17 protein-coding genes and 1 riboswitch are annotated in these 18,329 nt (G+C 28.7%); of the genes, 2 read left to right on the forward strand and 15 right to left on the reverse strand.

The window, feature by feature from the left end; all coding sequences use genetic code 11:
- Positions 1-53 precede the first annotated feature (53 nt).
- The gene (gene pgtP / locus K5V21_RS14935) at positions 54-1,379 is read left to right on the forward strand and encodes an MFS transporter (protein ID WP_221861960.1); all 1,326 of its coding nucleotides are present in this window, start codon (positions 54-56) and stop codon (positions 1,377-1,379) included.
- Between the two features lie 79 nt (positions 1,380-1,458).
- On the opposite strand, the gene K5V21_RS14940 is transcribed toward pgtP, so the two are convergent.
- From K5V21_RS14940 to K5V21_RS14995, 12 genes are all read right to left on the reverse strand, one after another.
- Positions 1,459-1,785, reverse strand: coding sequence for a CGGC domain-containing protein (locus K5V21_RS14940; protein WP_221861961.1), 327 nt, complete (start codon positions 1,783-1,785; stop codon positions 1,459-1,461).
- 16 nt (positions 1,786-1,801) lie between these two features.
- Positions 1,802-2,560 (reverse strand): ABC transporter ATP-binding protein, encoded by a 759-nt coding sequence (locus K5V21_RS14945; RefSeq protein ID WP_221861962.1) that lies wholly within the window; start codon positions 2,558-2,560, stop codon positions 1,802-1,804.
- 5 nt (positions 2,561-2,565) lie between these two features.
- On the reverse strand, positions 2,566-3,621 hold the full coding sequence (locus K5V21_RS14950) for a FecCD family ABC transporter permease (RefSeq protein WP_307495309.1): 1,056 nt from the start codon (positions 3,619-3,621) through the stop codon (positions 2,566-2,568).
- Between the two features lie 21 nt (positions 3,622-3,642).
- A complete protein-coding gene (locus K5V21_RS14955) occupies positions 3,643-4,683 on the reverse strand; it encodes an ABC transporter substrate-binding protein (RefSeq protein WP_221861964.1) in 1,041 nt (346 codons plus the stop codon).
- Between the two features lie 138 nt (positions 4,684-4,821).
- A riboswitch (cobalamin riboswitch) is annotated at positions 4,822-5,024 on the reverse strand.
- Between the two features lie 155 nt (positions 5,025-5,179).
- Entirely contained in the window at positions 5,180-5,638 is a 459-nt protein-coding gene (locus K5V21_RS14960; protein WP_221861965.1) for a DUF1097 domain-containing protein, read from the reverse strand.
- 170 nt (positions 5,639-5,808) lie between these two features.
- The gene (locus K5V21_RS14965) at positions 5,809-6,504 is read right to left on the reverse strand and encodes a pirin family protein (protein WP_221861966.1); all 696 of its coding nucleotides are present in this window, start codon (positions 6,502-6,504) and stop codon (positions 5,809-5,811) included.
- A gap of 60 nt (positions 6,505-6,564) precedes the next feature.
- Positions 6,565-7,008, reverse strand: a complete 444-nt coding sequence (locus K5V21_RS14970; protein ID WP_221861967.1) for a MarR family winged helix-turn-helix transcriptional regulator — start codon at positions 7,006-7,008, stop codon at positions 6,565-6,567.
- A 102-nt stretch (positions 7,009-7,110) separates the two neighbouring features.
- The gene (gene hdhA / locus K5V21_RS14975; protein WP_221861968.1) at positions 7,111-7,899 is read right to left on the reverse strand and encodes a 7alpha-hydroxysteroid dehydrogenase; all 789 of its coding nucleotides are present in this window, start codon (positions 7,897-7,899) and stop codon (positions 7,111-7,113) included.
- A gap of 222 nt (positions 7,900-8,121) precedes the next feature.
- On the reverse strand, positions 8,122-8,466 hold the full coding sequence (locus K5V21_RS14980) for a cupin domain-containing protein (protein ID WP_221861969.1): 345 nt from the start codon (positions 8,464-8,466) through the stop codon (positions 8,122-8,124).
- A gap of 195 nt (positions 8,467-8,661) precedes the next feature.
- Positions 8,662-9,528 (reverse strand): NAD(P)-dependent oxidoreductase, encoded by an 867-nt coding sequence (locus K5V21_RS14985; protein WP_221861971.1) that lies wholly within the window; start codon positions 9,526-9,528, stop codon positions 8,662-8,664.
- A 144-nt stretch (positions 9,529-9,672) separates the two neighbouring features.
- A complete protein-coding gene (locus K5V21_RS14990) occupies positions 9,673-9,792 on the reverse strand; it encodes a MetS family NSS transporter small subunit (RefSeq protein ID WP_204593997.1) in 120 nt (39 codons plus the stop codon).
- A gap of 37 nt (positions 9,793-9,829) precedes the next feature.
- Positions 9,830-11,329 (reverse strand): sodium-dependent transporter, encoded by a 1,500-nt coding sequence (locus K5V21_RS14995; RefSeq protein ID WP_221861972.1) that lies wholly within the window; start codon positions 11,327-11,329, stop codon positions 9,830-9,832.
- A 351-nt stretch (positions 11,330-11,680) separates the two neighbouring features.
- Between K5V21_RS14995 and K5V21_RS15000 the strand changes: the two genes are divergently transcribed.
- Positions 11,681-12,352 carry a ferric reductase-like transmembrane domain-containing protein gene (locus tag K5V21_RS15000; RefSeq protein WP_221861973.1) on the forward strand — a complete coding sequence of 224 codons (672 nt, stop codon included), beginning with the start codon at positions 11,681-11,683 and terminating at the stop codon, positions 12,350-12,352.
- A gap of 71 nt (positions 12,353-12,423) precedes the next feature.
- On the opposite strand, the gene K5V21_RS15005 is transcribed toward K5V21_RS15000, so the two are convergent.
- From K5V21_RS15005 to K5V21_RS15015, 3 genes are all read right to left on the reverse strand, one after another.
- Entirely contained in the window at positions 12,424-13,848 is a 1,425-nt protein-coding gene (locus K5V21_RS15005; RefSeq protein WP_221861974.1) for an MFS transporter, read from the reverse strand.
- 182 nt (positions 13,849-14,030) lie between these two features.
- Complete coding sequence (locus K5V21_RS15010) at positions 14,031-14,579, reverse strand: ferritin family protein (protein ID WP_221861975.1); 549 nt, start codon at positions 14,577-14,579, stop codon at positions 14,031-14,033.
- Between the two features lie 127 nt (positions 14,580-14,706).
- Positions 14,707-18,009 (reverse strand): collagenase, encoded by a 3,303-nt coding sequence (locus K5V21_RS15015; protein ID WP_221861976.1) that lies wholly within the window; start codon positions 18,007-18,009, stop codon positions 14,707-14,709.
- Between the last annotated feature and the right edge of the window lie 320 nt (positions 18,010-18,329).

Below are 18,329 nucleotides of genomic sequence, written 5' to 3' on the forward strand. Positions count from 1 at the left end.
ATACAGAAAACGTAATCAATTTATATTGATGTTTTTCTAAGGAGGACTTATAAATGTTTAATTTTTTTAAAACGGCACCTGCTATACCTAGGTTGCCAAAAGAAAGAATACCTTCAGCTTACAAAGCTTACCGTATTCGTATGTTCCTTATGATGTTTGTTGGATATGCGGGTTATTATCTAGTAAGAAAAAACTTTGCAATAGCATCACCATTTTTAATTAATAATTACGATTTTTCCAAAACAGATATAGGATTAATAAGTACTGGACTTGCCGTTGCTTATGGTCTTGGTAAATTTGTTTTAGGTAGCTTAGCAGATAGATCAAATGTTAAATATTTTCTTGGTTTTGGTCTTTTAGCATCATCAATAGTTAGTATATTCATGGGATTCACAAGCGCAGTTTGGTTATTCTTAATCCTTATGATTATTAATGGATTATTCCAAGCTATGGGTGCTCCCCCATGTTCAATAATAATAGGTAAATGGTTCTCTCAAAATGAAAGAGGACTTAAAATGGGAATATGGAATACATCACATAATGTAGGTGGTGGACTTATAGCTCCTTTAGCTACTTTATCATTATTTATATTTGGGGCTAATAATTTCCAAAGTATATTCTTTGTTCCTGCTGCAATTTGTATTATTATTGCTATATTCGTATTCTTTGTTGGAGCTGATACTCCTGAATCAGTAGGCTTACCTCCTATTGAAGAATATAGAAATGATTATCCTGAAATTGAAGTAAAAGAACCTATTAATTTAACTACAAAAGAAATAGTAATTAAATACGTATTAACAAATAAGTATGTTTGGTATTTATGCCTAGCTAATATATTTGTTTATTTAATTAGACAAGGTGTAGTTAACTGGATTCCAATATATCTTCAAGAAGCAAAAAACTTCTCTGTTGCTGATTCTAACTGGGCAATGTTCTTATTTGAATATGCCGCTATTCCAGCATCAATACTACTTGGATGGCTTTCAGACGTATTATTTAAAGGTAAGCGTGCTCCTTTAAGTATATTATGTATGATAGGTGTTATATTTGCTGTAGTAGCATATTGGACAACTTCAAGTTACATGGTAACAATGATATCTGTTGCTATAATAGGTTGCTTTATATATGGACCTCAATTACTAATTGGTATGAGCTTAATAGATATAGTACCAAGCTTTGCTGTCGGTGCTGCTGTTGGATTATCAGGTCTTTGTGCATACCTTTTAGGTGAACTTATGGCTGACTTAGTTATTGGATTTATAGCAGATACATTCGGATGGAATGGCGCATTTATATTTATAATAATTGGTGCTTTCATTGCATTAATATTATTATCTTTAACTTTAAAGATAAAGAAAACAGCTAATGAAGAAAACTAAATTTAGTTTTAAATATATATAACTTTCCACGTATTATATAAAATAAAAGTGCTAATGGTGTCCATTAGCACTTTTATTTTTATTTATGGCTTCCGTGAATAACATTAAAGCCTTCTTTTTTTAATATATTTTCATGTCTATCATAATCATTACACTCAACACTTATACATTTTGATATATGAATAGTTTTTACATTATTCTTTCTAAGCTGAGCTATTTTATGTTTCCAATTCTCATCTCTTGTCACCGTATCACAGCATCCTGAACAATAAAAAAAGCTACTTAACTCTTCTTTATTATCTCCATATACTTCAAATGCATCTCTAGAATTATTGTATGCCTTAAAACACCCAGTTCCAGAACATTTGCTCATAAGCTTTCTGCAGGCCATTATTGCTATAGCCATATTATCATCCCTTTACTTAATTTATTTTGAAAGTTATATACATTGGGTTACTATCTTTATGTATTACTGCATCTACTTCATATACTTCTTTTATCAGTTTCGGTGTTAAAACCTTACTAGGCTCTCCATTACTAACGACTTCCCCATCATGCATAACATATAATTTATCACAATAAGCTGTAGCTAAATTCAAATCATGAAGTGCTACAATAACTGTAATGCCTAATGATTTTACAACATTCAATATCTGAAGTTGATGCTTTATATCTAAATGGTTAGTAGGTTCATCTAATATAAGTAAGTCCACCTTTTGAGCAAGTACACGTGCTAAAAGAACCCTTTGCTTCTCTCCTCCTGATAGATTAGAAAAACTTCTTTCATAATATTCTAACATATTTACCTTTTCTAATGAATCTTTAACAATTTTATAGTCCTCAGATGAATCTCCCTCTAAAAAATTCTTATGAGGTGTCCTTCCCATAAGTACTATATCTTTAACCTTTATATCAAAGGATATATTATTAAATTGCCCTAACACTCCAAGTTCTTTTGCTACATTTTTAGGAGATATTTTTGATAAGTCTTCACCATTAAGATACATAGCTCCTGATTTCGGTTTATATATTCTATAAATAGTCTTTAATAAAGTTGACTTACCACTTCCATTAGGCCCTATAATCCCAACAAAATATCCTTTTTCTATATTAATGGATACATCTTTAACTATATCCCTTCCACCTAATTCTACATTTAAATTTTCTGTATTTAACTTCATAAAGACTACCTCTCTCCAAAAGTATAAGTACGTTTTATCATTATATACATAAAGAATGGTGCACCTATTATAGCTGTTATTATCCCTATAGGCATCTCCATATTCTTTAATATAATTCTAGCCAAAACATCAGCCCATACTAAAAATATTGCCCCAATTAGCATAGCTACAGGTAAATTTATCTTATGATTAGTTCCAACTAAGCTTCTTGTAATATGTGGTATCACAAGTCCAATAAATCCAATAATACCACAACTAGCAACTAAGACACCTGTAATAATAGACACTACAACAAGATAAATCTTTCTATACTTATGAAGGTCTATTCCAAGTGTTATAGAAGCTTCATCTCCTAAAAGCATTGTATTCATTACTCTAAATTGAGTTATAAAAAATAATGTACCAAGAGCTACTACTAAGAATGGTATTAAAAGATTTTCCCACTTAGCACCTGTTAAACTTCCCATAGTCCATTCTGTAGCTATACGTACCGCTCCATTATCATTAGTCATATATATCATTAGACTAGAAAATGCTGTACATATAAGATTAACTACTATTCCAGATAAAATCAGCTTAACTGGGGTAATCCTTCCACCTATACTTGAAAGCCTAAATACCATAATTGATGCAATCAAAGCTCCCAAAAATGCAGAAAATGCTACTGAAAAATAGTTACTTGATATAGTTGTCACGCTTGAAGCCATAAGCATAGCAAATGTAGCACCAAGTGTTCCCCCTGATGATATTCCAAGTATATATGGATCTGCCAATGGATTTTGAACAGTTCCTTGCATAACAACTCCACATAATGCAAGTCCCATACCAACAATTACACCAAGTAATACTCTTGGTAATCTTATCTGCCATACAATATCAATCAAAGATGAATCTACACCACTTTCTAAACCATGAATGCCTAAAACTTTATGCGTGATTATTGTATAAACATCTCCAGCAGGTATTTTAACAGATCCAATAGAGACTGATAATATTATAGTTACTAAAAGCAAAAAAACTAAGCCTATTAATATTACAAAATTCTTTTTAAACAAATTCACTTTAAACCATCTCTCACTCATCTATTTGTAAAGTTCAGGATATAATTCTTTAGAGTATTGTTCTATAGCATCAACTACTCTTACTCCACCTGCCCATGTTTCTGCAAGACCTGTTACAACTATGTTATTATCTTTAACTGCAGTTACATTTTTAAGTGCTTTATTATCAGTAAATACTTTTGCAAGCTCTTTACTGTTACTCTCTTTTCCATCTCCAGAATGGATGTATATAATAGCATCTGGATTTGCTGCTACTATTCCTTCTGTACTAATAGTTCCTGACTTATCTTCAATATTAACTGCTCCAGCTTTTTCTACCATATCGCTAACTAAATCATTTTTTCCATATACTCTAAATTGTCCTTCTTTACTCTCTTCTAGTATTAAAACTTTCTTTTTATCCTTTAATTTAGATGTTTTATCCTCTATAGTTTTTAATCTATCTTTTAAATTCTTTACATACTCATTTGTCTTATCTTGAATATTGAATATTAATCCTATATCATTTATATCTTTATATAGATTATCTACAGTAAAGTTTCCAACAGTTTTTACTGTATTTCTTTGAACAAGAGTATTAACTCCTCTATCCTGCCATTCCTTAACATCTCCTAGTTCTTTAGGTGCAAATACACTCTTCCATCCAAATATTAAATCTGGTTTAAGTGATAAAACTTGCTCTTTTGTAGGGTATTTGTCTGATAAAACCTTTACTTTACTATACTGATCTTTTAATCTACCTAATATTGGATTATCAAGATAACAAGTTCCAACTAATTTATCACCTAATCCTAAATCAAGCATAAGTTCAGTAGCTGTTTGATTTGTAGTTACAACTCTCTCTGGTGCTTTATCAAAAGTTTCTTTTATTTCATTTCCTGCAAAGTCATATGTTGTTATCGTTACTGGATAATGTGAATCTCCATTACTTTTATCTTCTGAGGTACTACTATTCCCCTTTGCCTCCTCCTTCTTATTGCTTCCTCCACAAGCCACTAATGACATTGTTAAAGTTAAAGCCATAAGTATTACTATTAGCTTTTTTAATCCCTTATTCTTCATTTGATCTCTTCCTTCCATACCTTAAGCTTTTATATTTATTTTAATTAAAAAAACTCTTTAACTACTCATAGTTAAAGAGTCATAGTATACAAATAAAAAATACTTAGTATAAAAAATGACCTCTCTCTATACTCCGTAGAGATACTTCAAAGATAGGCAGGTCTTCTGACTTAAGTATCATCATTTTCTAAAAAGCCTTCCCATAATTACATAGTGGCATAAAATTTAGAAAACTACTCTATTACAGCGGCGGGACCGTGTGGGATTCTCACCCATTACTTCCCTTTTAATCGATGTATATATCTTAACTATATACTCGAACCTATCTTTTATTATTTTAGAGTATTTCTATGTCAAAACTACTCTAATTTTATATTATTTTGTCAATCTTTGATTTATGTTAACATAGTTTTAATATTAATGTCAATGTACATACTTGCTATATTTACTGTATCTATATTTGCTATATTTTATATACATAAAAATATTCCTATAATCACTTGTCCTTCTTACCGAATTTTCCATAAAAAAGTAATCCCAAAATATCTGATATACGTCCAAAAACACTTCCAAGAATTAATGATATTATAACCGCACTCCAATTACCTCCAGTTCCAAAAGTACTACAAGCACCTAAAAACGCCCCTGGTATAAATTCTAAAGGTCTTGTCTTTGCTTGAATACACATTACAAATGAAAAAAATCCTGTAAGTATATATGACCAAATTGAACCTTCAAGATAACTTGATCCAAGTATTATGCACATTGCCCAAACTACACCTGAAATATTTGCAAAAATAGATTTTTTAAGTCCTACAAATTTGCCACCTGATGCAAAATAACTTGTAAATCCTATAAATCCAACCCATGTTATAAGCCCCAAAGCATCACTAACAAAAGCCCAAACACCAGACAATACACCTACACTTATGGCTACTGCCGTCATTACATCCATGATATTCCTCCTAAGTTTATAAAATTATAAGTTCAAATAAATAATATTTATTATAATCAAATATACATTCAAAATTATATCATATTTTTTATAATTCAATTAAATTTTTAGAGAAATAATCTTTTAAAACAGGACCTAGACTTAAGTCTAGGTCCTAACAAGTTCATATATTACTTTCTCATTTCAATTAATATAAAATGTGAATCTGTCTTTGATTTTATAGATATATCTTCTTCAATGATTTCCATAGCATCTTTTTCATTCACTTTAATATTATTTATTATAGAATTTCCTTCTATTTGTACAAGATATACTTGTCTTCCAGCTTCAACTTTAAATTCTATCTCTTTTCCTTCTTCTAAAAATAAAGTATACATATTAACATCTTGATTTATTTTTATAGCAGCCTTACCTTCCATAGATGATACCATGTGTAAAAACTTATTTTTTCTATCATCAAAATTAAATTCAAAATCTCCATACTGTGGTTTTAATCCTTGCTTATCTGGAATTATCCATATTTGAAGCAGTCTTAACATCTCATCTGATAAATTATGTTCACTGTGATAAACTCCTGTTCCAGCACTCATATATTGCATATTACCTCTTGATAGAGTTCTCTTATTCCCCATACTATCTCCATGAGTTAATTCTCCTGATACTATATAAGTTACAATCTCCATATTTTCATGTGGATGTGTATCAAAACCTTTTCCAGCTTCTATTAGGTCATCATTTAATACTCTAAGTGGTCCAAAATGCATATTATCTATATTAAAATATTCTGCAAAAGAAAAGTGAAATGAACTTTTAAGCCATCCTAAATTACTTTTCCCCATATTTTTATTCTCTAAATGCCTAATCATAATAATCTCTCCTTCTATAATTATATTTATCACTAATTAGTGATAAATGTATAAAAAAATTTATAGTTTTCTAATCTTACTTAATGTCTTTATTAATTGTTCCTTCTCTTCTTCATCTAATACACTAAATATATTCTTTATGTTTTCAAAGTGCTTTGGAAGAATACTCTCTATTATCTCTCTACCTTTCTCTGTTAGACTTATTAAAACTGCTCTACTATCTTCAGGATCTTTTAGTTTTTTAACAAAACCTTCCTTTTCTAGATTTTTAATTATAACAGTTATATTACCTGATGTAGTAAGTATACTGTCTATTATTTGGCATATCTTAAGGTCTCCTTTGCTATATAGAACTTCTAAAACTGCAAATTGTGATGCAGTTAATCCAGAAGGTCTTATAGTTTCATATGATAATTTATCTACCTTTTGATCAGCCCTACTTAGTGCAATTAAACTTGCTAAACTTAACCTTGTTTCTTTATCTCTTACAAATTTATTATCCATGATTAAAATTTATCACTAATTAGTGATATTGTCAAATATAATTTTAAAATAAGGTATTAATAGACTCTCTATTAATACCTTATTTCACATTATAATATTTTTTTATTTTCCCATAAATTCAGCGTATTGAGGTGTTGGCATTCCAAAACCTCCTGCGATCCCCATAAGATCTCCTGTTATAAATGATGAATCATCACTAGCAAAGAATACAACTGCCTTAGCTATATCATCTGGTTTACCCACTCTATTAAGCGGTACATGTCTTACAAATGAAGCTCTAAACTCCTCAGTCATATTTTCTAAAGCAGCTTTAGTTCCAATAAGGCCTGGCAATATAGCATTACACCTTACATTTTGCTTAGCATATTGTGTTGCTATATTTTGTGTTAATGAATTTATAGCAGCTTTTGATACACAATAAGCCATTCTAGATAGATCTGGAACTACAGAACCTATTGATGATATATTGATTATACTTCCTCCACCATTTTTAATCATATGTGGAACAGCTGCCTTACATGGTAAATATACGCTTTGTACATTATCTTGCAATATTTTAAAGAATTCCTCTGTATCCCCATCTACAAGATTCTTATCAAACTTAACGTTAGTACCACCATAATTATTTACTAATATATCTAATCTTCCTTCATTATTTATAACTGTATCTATCATAGTAGTATACGTATCTACTTCTCTTGCATTAAAATGTACAAACTTTGCTTTATAACCTCTCTTAGTTATATTTGCAATAACTTCATTTGCAAGCTTCTCTGATCTAGCTGCAATATACACTAAAGCTCCTTCTTCTGCTAAAGCAGCAGCAGATGCTAATCCTATACCCTTTGTAGATGATGTAACTAATGCAACTTTATTTTCTAATTTTCCCATAACTCAATACCTCCATTTACTGTATATACTATACTTAATAAAAATAATATTTAAAGCATAGTATTCATTTCTAATTATATCCTCAATTTAGCACTCTCTATCTATACAATCAATACTATTATTATTAAATATCTATTACATATTAAAAAACTTTCTCAATATTTAAGGAGGGTATTTTTACCCTCCTTAAATTTATATTCCAAACTATTGTATTAATTACTTTTATCTATATTCTGCGCCTGCATCGACCTTTGTTACTTGAACTGCAACCATTTCCTCAGTAGTTCCATTTATTATTTCATGCCATTCACCTGTTTTTACAAAAACAACAGCACCTGGATCTACATTATGTGATTTATCACCAACTAACATTTTTCCTTCACCCTTTAAGAATACAAAAATCTGCTCACCCTTAGGATGTCTATGAGATCTTAATATTTGATTAGGCTTAAAGTAGTATACTTCTGATGTTATATCATTACCTGCAAAAACTGGTATCTTAGGTACAACATCTCCACCAAATTGCTCTAAAGTCCCATCTAATAAGTGTTTTTTAATAACTTCCATAGTATAAAATCTCCTTCTAAATATAATATTTTACTAATTTATATATACCTAGTTTTTCTCTTAAGTCACTTATATTATTCATATATTTATAGTTAAAATTTATATTCTACAAGATACAATTAATTTATACTTGGACTTATATTTTGAAACAATTAATTTTTGCTTTGTCATTTTTTAATCTGAAATATATAATTTTTATTTATTTTCATAATATTTTATTAATGCTTGTGTTCCTAAATCCCCCATGCCTTCATCTTGAAGCTTTTCATACATTTTTAACACATCTTCCAGTATATCTAACTCTAAGTTAACATCCTTTGCTTCATCATCTGCAATTTTCATATCCTTTATATAATGTTTTATAAAGAATCCTGGATCAAAATCTCCTTTAAGCATTCTTGGTGCCATATTACTCATTTGCCAGCTTCCAGCAGCACCTTTACTAATACTATCTAACATTTTATCTACATCTAGTCCAACCTTTTTGGAATATGTTATAGCTTCGCATACTCCAGCTATAGCACCACCTAATGCTATTTGATTTGCCATTTTGGTATGTTGTCCACTTCCAGCTTCACCTTCGTATATTATGTTAGTTCCAAGACTTTTAAAAACATCTAAACATTCTTCAAAAGCATCTCTGTCTCCACCAACCATAACTGATAACGTAGCATTTTTAGCTCCAACATCTCCTCCTGAAACTGGTGCATCTAAGGCGAAAATATTTCTTTTCTTTGCTTCATCATAAATCCTAATAGATAACTTTGGACTTGTTGTTGTCATATCTATTAAATATGTTCCTTCTTTTGTATTTTCTATTATTCCATCTTCTCTAAAGTAAACTTCCTCTACATCCTTTGGATATCCCACAATAGTTATTACTACATCCTTATCTTTAGCACAACTTTTAACATCATTACACCAAGTTATACCTTCTTCTATTAAATCTAATACCTTACTTTTTGTGCGTGTATAAATTGATACATCAAATCCATTCTTAACTAGATTTCTTACCATAGATTTTCCCATTACACCTACACCAATGAATCCTATCTTTTTCATTTATATACCTCCCAAAAATCAAATAGAATATATTACTAATTACTTTTTATTATATCATTATAAAATATATAATTTAGAATATAAAAAATAGATTCAAGATTACCCTAAAATTATCTTGAATCTATTTATATAAACTGGTGTAGTTTATACTAGTTCTTCTCTATCTTTCTTCTCATTATGAAAAAATATTCCTATAGTTAAAATTAATCCTCCCCATAATACAGTTGAGCCTAATGCAAATAATACTAAAGCCGCTGTTGTCATAAATACATTCCCTCCTTTTACTAAGTTAAAGCCTATATTATTCTGATATATAATCTTCAATTTGCTTATCCTTCCAAGGTTTCTTTGAAAGTATTAATGCAGTAATTATTCCAAAAGCTATTACACTCCATCCATACAATAAAAGTTCTGATAAATTATATCCTCCATAAGGTGTTTTAATTTCTGTAAGAAGGCTTTGAACTAACATAAATATTAATATAGATGGTGTAACATACTTAACTACTACATCCCACCACTTTCCTATGCTAAAATAAGAAACTCCATTAGTATGAACACGAATCTTCTCTGGAGTTATTATCCAGCCAATTAGAATTACCTCTAATAATCCAACTACAACTATTCCATAGTTATTTATAAAGTTGTCTATTATATCTAATAGATATAAACCTGCTCCTGTTGCAAAAAGCGTACTAATTAAAAATCCTATTAAGCATATTGTTGTAACAACTTTATTTCTACTCCATCCAAACTTATCTTGAAAAGGTGCAGCTACTGCCTGTGTTAAAGATACTGATGATGTTATTCCAGCAAAGATCAAGCATAAGAAAAATAAAGTTCCAAGCAATGTACCTATTGATCCCATAGTTGTAAATACTTGCGGAAATACTACAAATGCAAGTCCTACTCCACTTGATACAACTTCTGATACTGAGACTCCTTGAGCTGTTGCCATATATCCTAAAATAGCAAATACTGCTATCGCAGATAAAAATTCAAATCCGCAATTTGCAAATGCAGTCATAAAAGCACTATTATTTATATCTGTCTTCTTTGGTAGATAACTTGAATAAGTTATCATTATTCCCATAGCCAAACTTAAAGAGAAGAATACTTGTCCGTAGGCAGCAATCCATACCTTTGGTTCCATAACCATTGACCAATCTGGAGTAAATAATGTGTTAAGCCCTTTAATTGCACCTTCTAAATTTACAGATCTAACTGCAATTATTATCATAATTACAACTAGCATAGGTAAAAGTATCTTATTAGCTTTCTCTATTCCCCCTTTAATTCCCTTATAACAAATAAACCAATTTACTATCCATACAAAAGCTATTCCAAGTAATATATACCATACAATTCCCCCAAGTTCTAAAGGTGAATTACTTAGGTTTAGAAAATTATTATGGAAAAATGTATTTGTGTCACTTCCCCATCCTTTACTAAAACTAAGACCTAAGTAATTAGTTGACCAGCTAAGTATCATTGAATAATAAATCAATATTATAAATGCACTTATAGTTGGCCACCATCCAAGCCATTCCCAACTTTTCTTTCCTCTTGCAATAGCTAGAGGAGTTGACCCCTTATATTTATGCCCCATTCCATATTCTAAAATCAAAAGTGGAATTCCTGCTGTAAATATAGCAACGAAGTATGGAATTAAAAAAGCCCCTCCTCCATTTGCATATGCAACATAGGGAAACCTCCATATGTTACCAAGGCCTACTGCTGAACCTACTGCCGCAAGTATAAATCCAAGTTTTGATCCCCATTCTTCTCTTTTATCCTCCATTTTAATTCCCCCTTTTTATATTTTGGCTAATACACATGAATCCATTATATGTATATTATTATAAATTATTAATTAAATCAATATTTTATTATTAATTTATATATTTTAAAGATATTTTATTGATATTGTATGATGAATTATATGATTTTGTTATCACTTTATTATCAGTCCATAAGATATTTTTTGAATATATAATAATTACTTTAATATAATATTGTAATTATTTTGCATTTTTTATGTTTTTCATTAAATCAAATTCATTTTAATTCTCTAAAACATTGACTTTAAGATAATATTATATTAGAATTTATATGATATTGATTATCAATCTAAAAAGAAAAGAGGTCTCATATGTATTTAATTTATTCATTAATAGTAGTAATACTCATGTCACTACTATTTACAAAAACAATCAGAAATCATTCTAAGATTTTTTATTCAATCTCCTCTATAGCAGCTATTACCACAACTATTTATGAAATTTTAAGATTAACTTCTAATTTAAAATTACAGGGAATTATAGCTAATTTAGAAAAGGCTTCTATGAAGGGAAATATAGCAATTGCATTTTTTGTATTAGTAATGTTTGCAGGTGCATTAAACTCAAGATGGGCCATAACTAAGAAATTATTAAGCATAAGAGCTGAACTAGCTATACTTGGATCTATACTTATACTTCCACATTGTGTAATGTATTTTGTTAGATTTATAGTTAAATTATTTAATAATCAACCTATAAAACCTTTATACTTAATTTATTTAATTGTAGGACTTATAGCTTTCATTATAATGATTCCGCTATTCATAACTTCACTTAAGAAGTTTAGAAGTAAAATGAAATATAAGGATTGGAAAAAGCTACAAAGATACGCTTATCCATTTTACCTTTTAGCTTATGTACATATATTACTTGCATTATTAAATAGCAAGCAAGTAGATTTATTAAAATTAATAACATATACAGTTTTATTTGGTGTTTATTTTATTCTAAAGTTAGTAAAAACATTTAGTAAAAAGAATTAATTCTAATAAAAATAACCTAGTTAAACAGACAAATCGTCTATTTAACTAGGTTATTTTTAATGAATATATTCTTAACTAATTTTACTAAACTTTCTATACCTTATCATTGCTACAATTGTCGCAACACTACATATTACCCCTGCAACTACGAATACCCAATCCATTCCATATATAAATACATCATTTCTTCCTAGTATATAGTTATCCACTTGATATCCTATCTTATAGCTCATTCTATCATATAAAAGTGTCGTAGCTAATGTGTAGCCAAATACCATCCCTAAATTTCTAAGTAATGAATTTACACTTCCAGCTATTCCAAGCTCATTTTTCTTAATTTCTGCCATTACTAAAGAATTGCTTGGAGATTTAAATATTCCATTTCCTACTCCCATAATTACACTATATATTCCTAAAATCCATATACTTGTTCCTTCTTTAACTGTCCCCATTAAGAATAACCCTAAAGTTAAAAGTATAATACCAATTAATGAGATAAGTTCTGCATTTAACTTATCTGAAAGTGAGCCACTAAATGGTGATACAATAGCTAATGCTATAGGATATATCATAAGAAACATACCAGTTTCAAATGGTGACATCTTAAGTACATCTTGCAAGTAGAATGGTAATAATATTGATACACAACTTATTCCTATAAATGATATACATCCACAAAGCACACTTAAAGAAAATAATTTTGTCTTAAATAATTTTAGATTTAAAACTGGTGATTTAACTGTCATTTGTAGATATATAAATATTGAAAATGAAATTATAGAAATTAAAAATCCAAGTAATATGGGTGCACTCGTATATCCTTTAAATTCACCTTCTGTTACTGATAATACTATTGATACTATAAATACAGCAAATACTAAAGTTCCTCTAATATCAATTTTTTGTTTTGTATCATTTTGCACTTCATTTAATACAAATTTTGATGCTATAAAGTTTATTATGCCTATTGGTATATTTATATAAAATATACAGTCCCATCTAAATGAAACTATTATTCCTCCAAGAGCTGGTCCTATCATTGTACCTAAAGCTACTGCACTTGCCGCTATTCCCATGGCTTTTCCTCTTCCTTCTTTTACAAAGGTGCTTGTTATTATTCCCATACTATTTGCCATAGTGCAAGCTGCACCTGTACCTTGAATTACTCTTGCAACTATAAGTAATGGTAAAGTTTTTGATATACCTCCCATTAGTGAACCAATAGTAAATATTAAAATACCTATTTTAAAAACACTGCATTTACCCTTTATATCTCCAAGTCTACCGCATAATAATATCAGTACTGATATTGTCATAAGATAGCTTGTAACAATCCATTGAACCCCTGCCATACTTACATTTAAATGATGGGATATCATCGGTAACGCAACATTTACAATGCTTCCATCTATACACGTCATAAAAGTCATAGTTACTACGCAAATTAATATCTTCCATTTTTTAGACGAGCTGATTTCTTCATTAACTTTATTCATTTTACTACCCTCCTATAATATAAATATAAGTTTATTATAGGAGAACTTTATTAACTTTTTACTCCGCTAGTATGTATATTATTTAAATATATATATATGTGACTATTTAATTTACAATTAGTCCATTAATTATACTACTACTAAAAATAAATAAGATAAGCTACATTTATGTGTAGCTTATCTTATTTATTTTTTCTATATATCATACCTCTATGACTGACCTCACTTATTGGCCCATAACTATCTTCATCAATAGTAGTTAAAGCTTTAGTTAATTCTTCAACGTGCTCTTTCTCTTCTCTAATAATTTGATTTATTATACAAACTATAGATTGATCTTTTATATTGTTTATAAATTCTTCGTAAAGTATTATAGCTTCTAACTCACCTTTTATTAAAATCCTTATAGCATCAAGTAAGTCCCCCTTTTCAACTTTAGTGCTTTCTTTATATTTTTGCTTTGAATATATATTAATCTCTGAATAAATCTTCCTCTTTAATTCTCCCTCTTCTCTATCTACCTTTCTAAGTGCATCTAAAAACATACCATAATGCACTTTCTCTCTTTTCATTATTTGATAAAAAATATCCTTTACTTCTTTATTATCAGTTAATGATATAAAATGGCTATAATCATCTATTGCTACTATTTCTGCTATCATTCCCTCTCTTAAAAAAGTTTCTATATTTCTTTCCATACCTTGCGGTTGTCTCTCTGTAGTATAACTCATAAATATCTCCTTTAATAAATTCGTACAGTTTTAGTTTATTAAAATTAAAATACTATTGTTACATAAATATATAACAAAATTAAAGCATCACTTATATAGTTAAGCGATGCTTTAATTTTAAATAACTCTATTTATTTTTTATTTGTAATTTATAGTTTCCACTATCTGAATTTTCATATTTATAAACACATAAATAGTACTTTCCTGGCTTCGCTTTATAAGTATTAGATAACTTATTACCATCTTCTTTAGCATAAGTTACATAGTTATTTAAATCATCAGCTGAATACAGTATCCAATTCATACCTATATTATTGCTATTTTCAACTAATATATTTAAATCACTTGAGTCTTTTACATCAAAGCTATAAATATCCTTAATATCCTCACCATTTAAGTTTCCTAATATTTTGCTGTTATTACTTACTTTCATTGCACTTTTAAATTCATCATTTTTTTCAACTTCTTTTATAAATTCTTGTTGTTCTTGACCTTTATCTGTTAATGGTCCATTAACGTTTAATGTATAATCTCCAGCTTTTCCATCATAACTATATACACTAATATAGTATCTACCTGGCTTTAATGTTGCTTCACCTGCTTTTAATACATTATCATTACTAGTTGGATACATTATATACTTACTTAAATCATTTTCATTATAAACAAGCCATGTCATTCCTACTGAATTTATATTTTCCATACTAATGTTTACTTTTCCTTCTTTATCAACATCAAAATAATATTTATCAGTAGAATCATCTTTAGATAAACTTGCTTTTACAAGAATATCTGATTTTGATATTTTGTTTGCTTTTTCATATGAATTATTTGGTTCTGACTCTGTAATTGTACCACTTGGAACTCGTTTAGTAATTTTAACTTTTTTACTAGCTATATTTGTTGCACCTAGATTATCAGTAACCTTTAATTTAATAGTATACTCACCTATTTTATTAAATTCATGATTAACTACTGCTTTATCAGATGTAGTACCATCTCCAAAATCCCATTCATAACTTTTAATTTGTCCATCTTCATCTTTTGAAGTACTTCCATCAAACTTTACTTCTTTTCCTATTGATGATGTATCATCTGATTTGATAACTGCTTTAGGTATTTTATTATTTTGTTTTTCATTAACATTTAAACCATGGAATACAACATCATATTGATAGTTACCATCTTTATCTACTCTGTGATTAACAAAGTATGCAGTAACAGTTTTATATCCACTCCACTCTTTATTAGATAAATCTTTTAATATCTTATCTAATTTTGAGTTCATATCTTTCCAATCTGAAGCTTCACCATTACTCTTAGTTCCTGTATATGTTCCTCTTATATCATAAGTATTAAAGAATTGAGATTTTTCTTCTGTAGTAGTTACATCTTTTATGCTTGAAACTTCTTTTATATCATTACATACCTCATTTATATTTTTATAAGGATGACTTTCTGTATAATCATCTGATACTAAAGGTACATTTAAGTTTTGAAGATTTTTTAATAAACCATCCATATAATCTTGATACTTATTATTTAAATTAGAGTCACTACTCATTGATTCTATATAATCTTTATATCCTCTAGCATCATTATGTTTTATATAATCTGTCATTTTCTTAAACATATCTATATTGTTGTTGTACATATAATTTGAGAATGCAAACCCATAGTGATAGAATTCCCATGAACCATATTTTGCATGAAGTAAATCATTTAAAGACATTCTGCTATTTCTATCATATGCTATATTTTGAGCTACTGACTTTCTTGGTTTTATTCCATCTGTTCTAGTTGATCCTGCAAAGAATTCTGCTGTTCCCTCTTCATACCAAGTTAATGATCCATCTTTATAGAATTCTCCTTGTCCAAACATCCCTGGAATAACATATCTTGCTTGAAGATAATGAGTAAATTCATGACGGAATAATTCTTCTAAAGTATATATACTCTCCTCTGGAGTTCTTTCATACGTAAAGAATGTTCCAACACCTTCAATATAAATTCCACCATTATCAGTGCTATATCCATATAATTTTTGATTTAACTTATACTCTTCTGGTGAGTTATATATTACTACAGTTAGTACATCATCTGGATTTCCTTGCTCTAATGCCTTATCATTTTGAACTACCCTCATAAATTGAGCTTTAACTTCTTTTGAAGCCCAATATAATCTCTTTATTTTTTCTTCTGATACCTTATCTCCAGCTTTAACTATAAACTTTCCATCATCAAACTTGTAAGTTTTTGATAAATATTTATCTTTTGCATCTTCTTTTATTTTATTAAAGTTTATATCTTTTCCATATTCGTCTTTTCCATTAAAATTACTATCTAAAGAACTAGCTGCTTCTATATATTGATAAGATAAATATGGATATGTATGCATTGCATCCTCTAAAGCTCTTTGTGAATATCTAGGATCTACCCTAAATTTTCCCATTCTCCCTGTAAAATAAAGTGCATTATTAACAAGCCAAGCATTATCCTTATTCATTCTGTTTCCTAATAAACATAAACTCTCTAATTGATCCATATAAGGATTAATCTTACCATAAAAAATTGTATCTTTTGCGTCATAAGAGCTTGTATTATATAAAACTGAGTTAGTATAGTAATCTATTCCCTTAAGTAAATTATATACTGCATTCCCCTTTGCATTATCCTTTGCATATTCTTTAGAATTATCATTAAATTGACTAAGTATGTTTCTTGAATTATTTATAACCTCAGGATCCGCTGACGCATTCCCTATAAGTCTTCCAAGTGCTTCTACTACTCCATCTTGAGTTTTTGTACCTAGTCTAAAATTACTATTAGATTCAATAGCTTTCATAGCAGGTAAACATCTATTCTTAAACTCTACAGTATTTAAGTATGATAACTGATTATTATAATATCCAAGATAATATCCGGCTCTTAAGAATTCTACTAAAGTTGGTATACCTTTATTATCAGTACTTGTATAACTTCTACCACTATCCTCTAGTGCATATATAATAGCTTGTACACGGTCTTTATTATTAAAGAACTTATACGAACTATCACTAAATTCAAATAAACCTGGGACATTCTCATAACTTATTTTTTTTATTACTGAAACTAAGTCACTATAGTTCATTCTATTTAATTCATCCAATGTATAATTTCTACTTTTATTATTACTTTGAACTTTAGTTGCATAGCCTTGTGGAATATTATTAGTTGGTACTACATTTTTATATACATCTTTTTTAATTAAGTCATTACTACTAACTTCTCTAGTTAATTCTGTATTATTGACTTGATTTTTCTGTGCTGCAAATACAGGAATTGAACTATTGAATAAAAGAAATGCTGTTAATGTTAATGCTACTCCCCCTTCTCTAATTAGTTTTAACTTGTTTGATTTTTCTTTAAATCCTTTCTCTTTTGTAATCATAAAATCCTCCTATGTAAAGTAATTATTTATATAAATATACTTTTAATTTATAAAAGCATATTACATACACCAATCAGTTTAGATAATTGATTTTATTATTAAATTTATTTTTTAATTACACTATATTTATAATTAAAAATATGTTAAATACTTCACAAGTATATCACTATATTTTAAATAATTCATAAGAAAGAAGTGAAATCGTACTATTATTTAACATTTTATATAAAATTTGTACAAAAAAAAGAGCCTATATACATAGACACTCTTTTTTATATTGTCTACTATATAGGCTTCAGTTTAATTTATTAAAACTCATT

This window comes from Clostridium sardiniense, from assembly GCF_019753795.1.
Lineage (GTDB): Bacteria > Bacillota > Clostridia > Clostridiales > Clostridiaceae > Clostridium > Clostridium sardiniense.

Excerpts from the sequence above, each read along its gene's own strand:
- K5V21_RS14970 (WP_221861967.1), bottom strand. The coding sequence starts at position 7,008 with ATGGATAATAAATTTGTAAGAGATAAAGAAACAAGGTTAAGTTTAGCA.
- pgtP (WP_221861960.1), top strand. The coding sequence starts at position 54 with ATGTTTAATTTTTTTAAAACGGCACCTGCTATACCTAGGTTGCCAAAA.
- K5V21_RS14960 (WP_221861965.1), bottom strand. The coding sequence starts at position 5,638 with ATGGATGTAATGACGGCAGTAGCCATAAGTGTAGGTGTATTGTCTGGT.
- hdhA (WP_221861968.1), bottom strand. The coding sequence starts at position 7,899 with ATGGGAAAATTAGAAAATAAAGTTGCATTAGTTACATCATCTACAAAG.
- K5V21_RS15000 (WP_221861973.1), top strand. The coding sequence starts at position 11,681 with ATGTATTTAATTTATTCATTAATAGTAGTAATACTCATGTCACTACTA.
- K5V21_RS14945 (WP_221861962.1), bottom strand. The coding sequence starts at position 2,560 with ATGAAGTTAAATACAGAAAATTTAAATGTAGAATTAGGTGGAAGGGAT.
- K5V21_RS14980 (WP_221861969.1), bottom strand. The coding sequence starts at position 8,466 with ATGGAAGTTATTAAAAAACACTTATTAGATGGGACTTTAGAGCAATTT.
- K5V21_RS14985 (WP_221861971.1), bottom strand. The coding sequence starts at position 9,528 with ATGAAAAAGATAGGATTCATTGGTGTAGGTGTAATGGGAAAATCTATG.
- K5V21_RS14955 (WP_221861964.1), bottom strand. The coding sequence starts at position 4,683 with ATGAAGAATAAGGGATTAAAAAAGCTAATAGTAATACTTATGGCTTTA.
- K5V21_RS15015 (WP_221861976.1), bottom strand. The coding sequence starts at position 18,009 with ATGATTACAAAAGAGAAAGGATTTAAAGAAAAATCAAACAAGTTAAAA.
- K5V21_RS14940 (WP_221861961.1), bottom strand. The coding sequence starts at position 1,785 with ATGGCTATAGCAATAATGGCCTGCAGAAAGCTTATGAGCAAATGTTCT.
- K5V21_RS15010 (WP_221861975.1), bottom strand. The coding sequence starts at position 14,579 with ATGAGTTATACTACAGAGAGACAACCGCAAGGTATGGAAAGAAATATA.
- K5V21_RS14990 (WP_204593997.1), bottom strand. The coding sequence starts at position 9,792 with ATGACAACAGCGGCTTTAGTATTATTTGCATTAGGCTCAACTGTATTA.
- K5V21_RS14995 (WP_221861972.1), bottom strand. The coding sequence starts at position 11,329 with ATGGAGGATAAAAGAGAAGAATGGGGATCAAAACTTGGATTTATACTT.
- K5V21_RS14965 (WP_221861966.1), bottom strand. The coding sequence starts at position 6,504 with ATGATTAGGCATTTAGAGAATAAAAATATGGGGAAAAGTAATTTAGGA.
- K5V21_RS15005 (WP_221861974.1), bottom strand. The coding sequence starts at position 13,848 with ATGAATAAAGTTAATGAAGAAATCAGCTCGTCTAAAAAATGGAAGATA.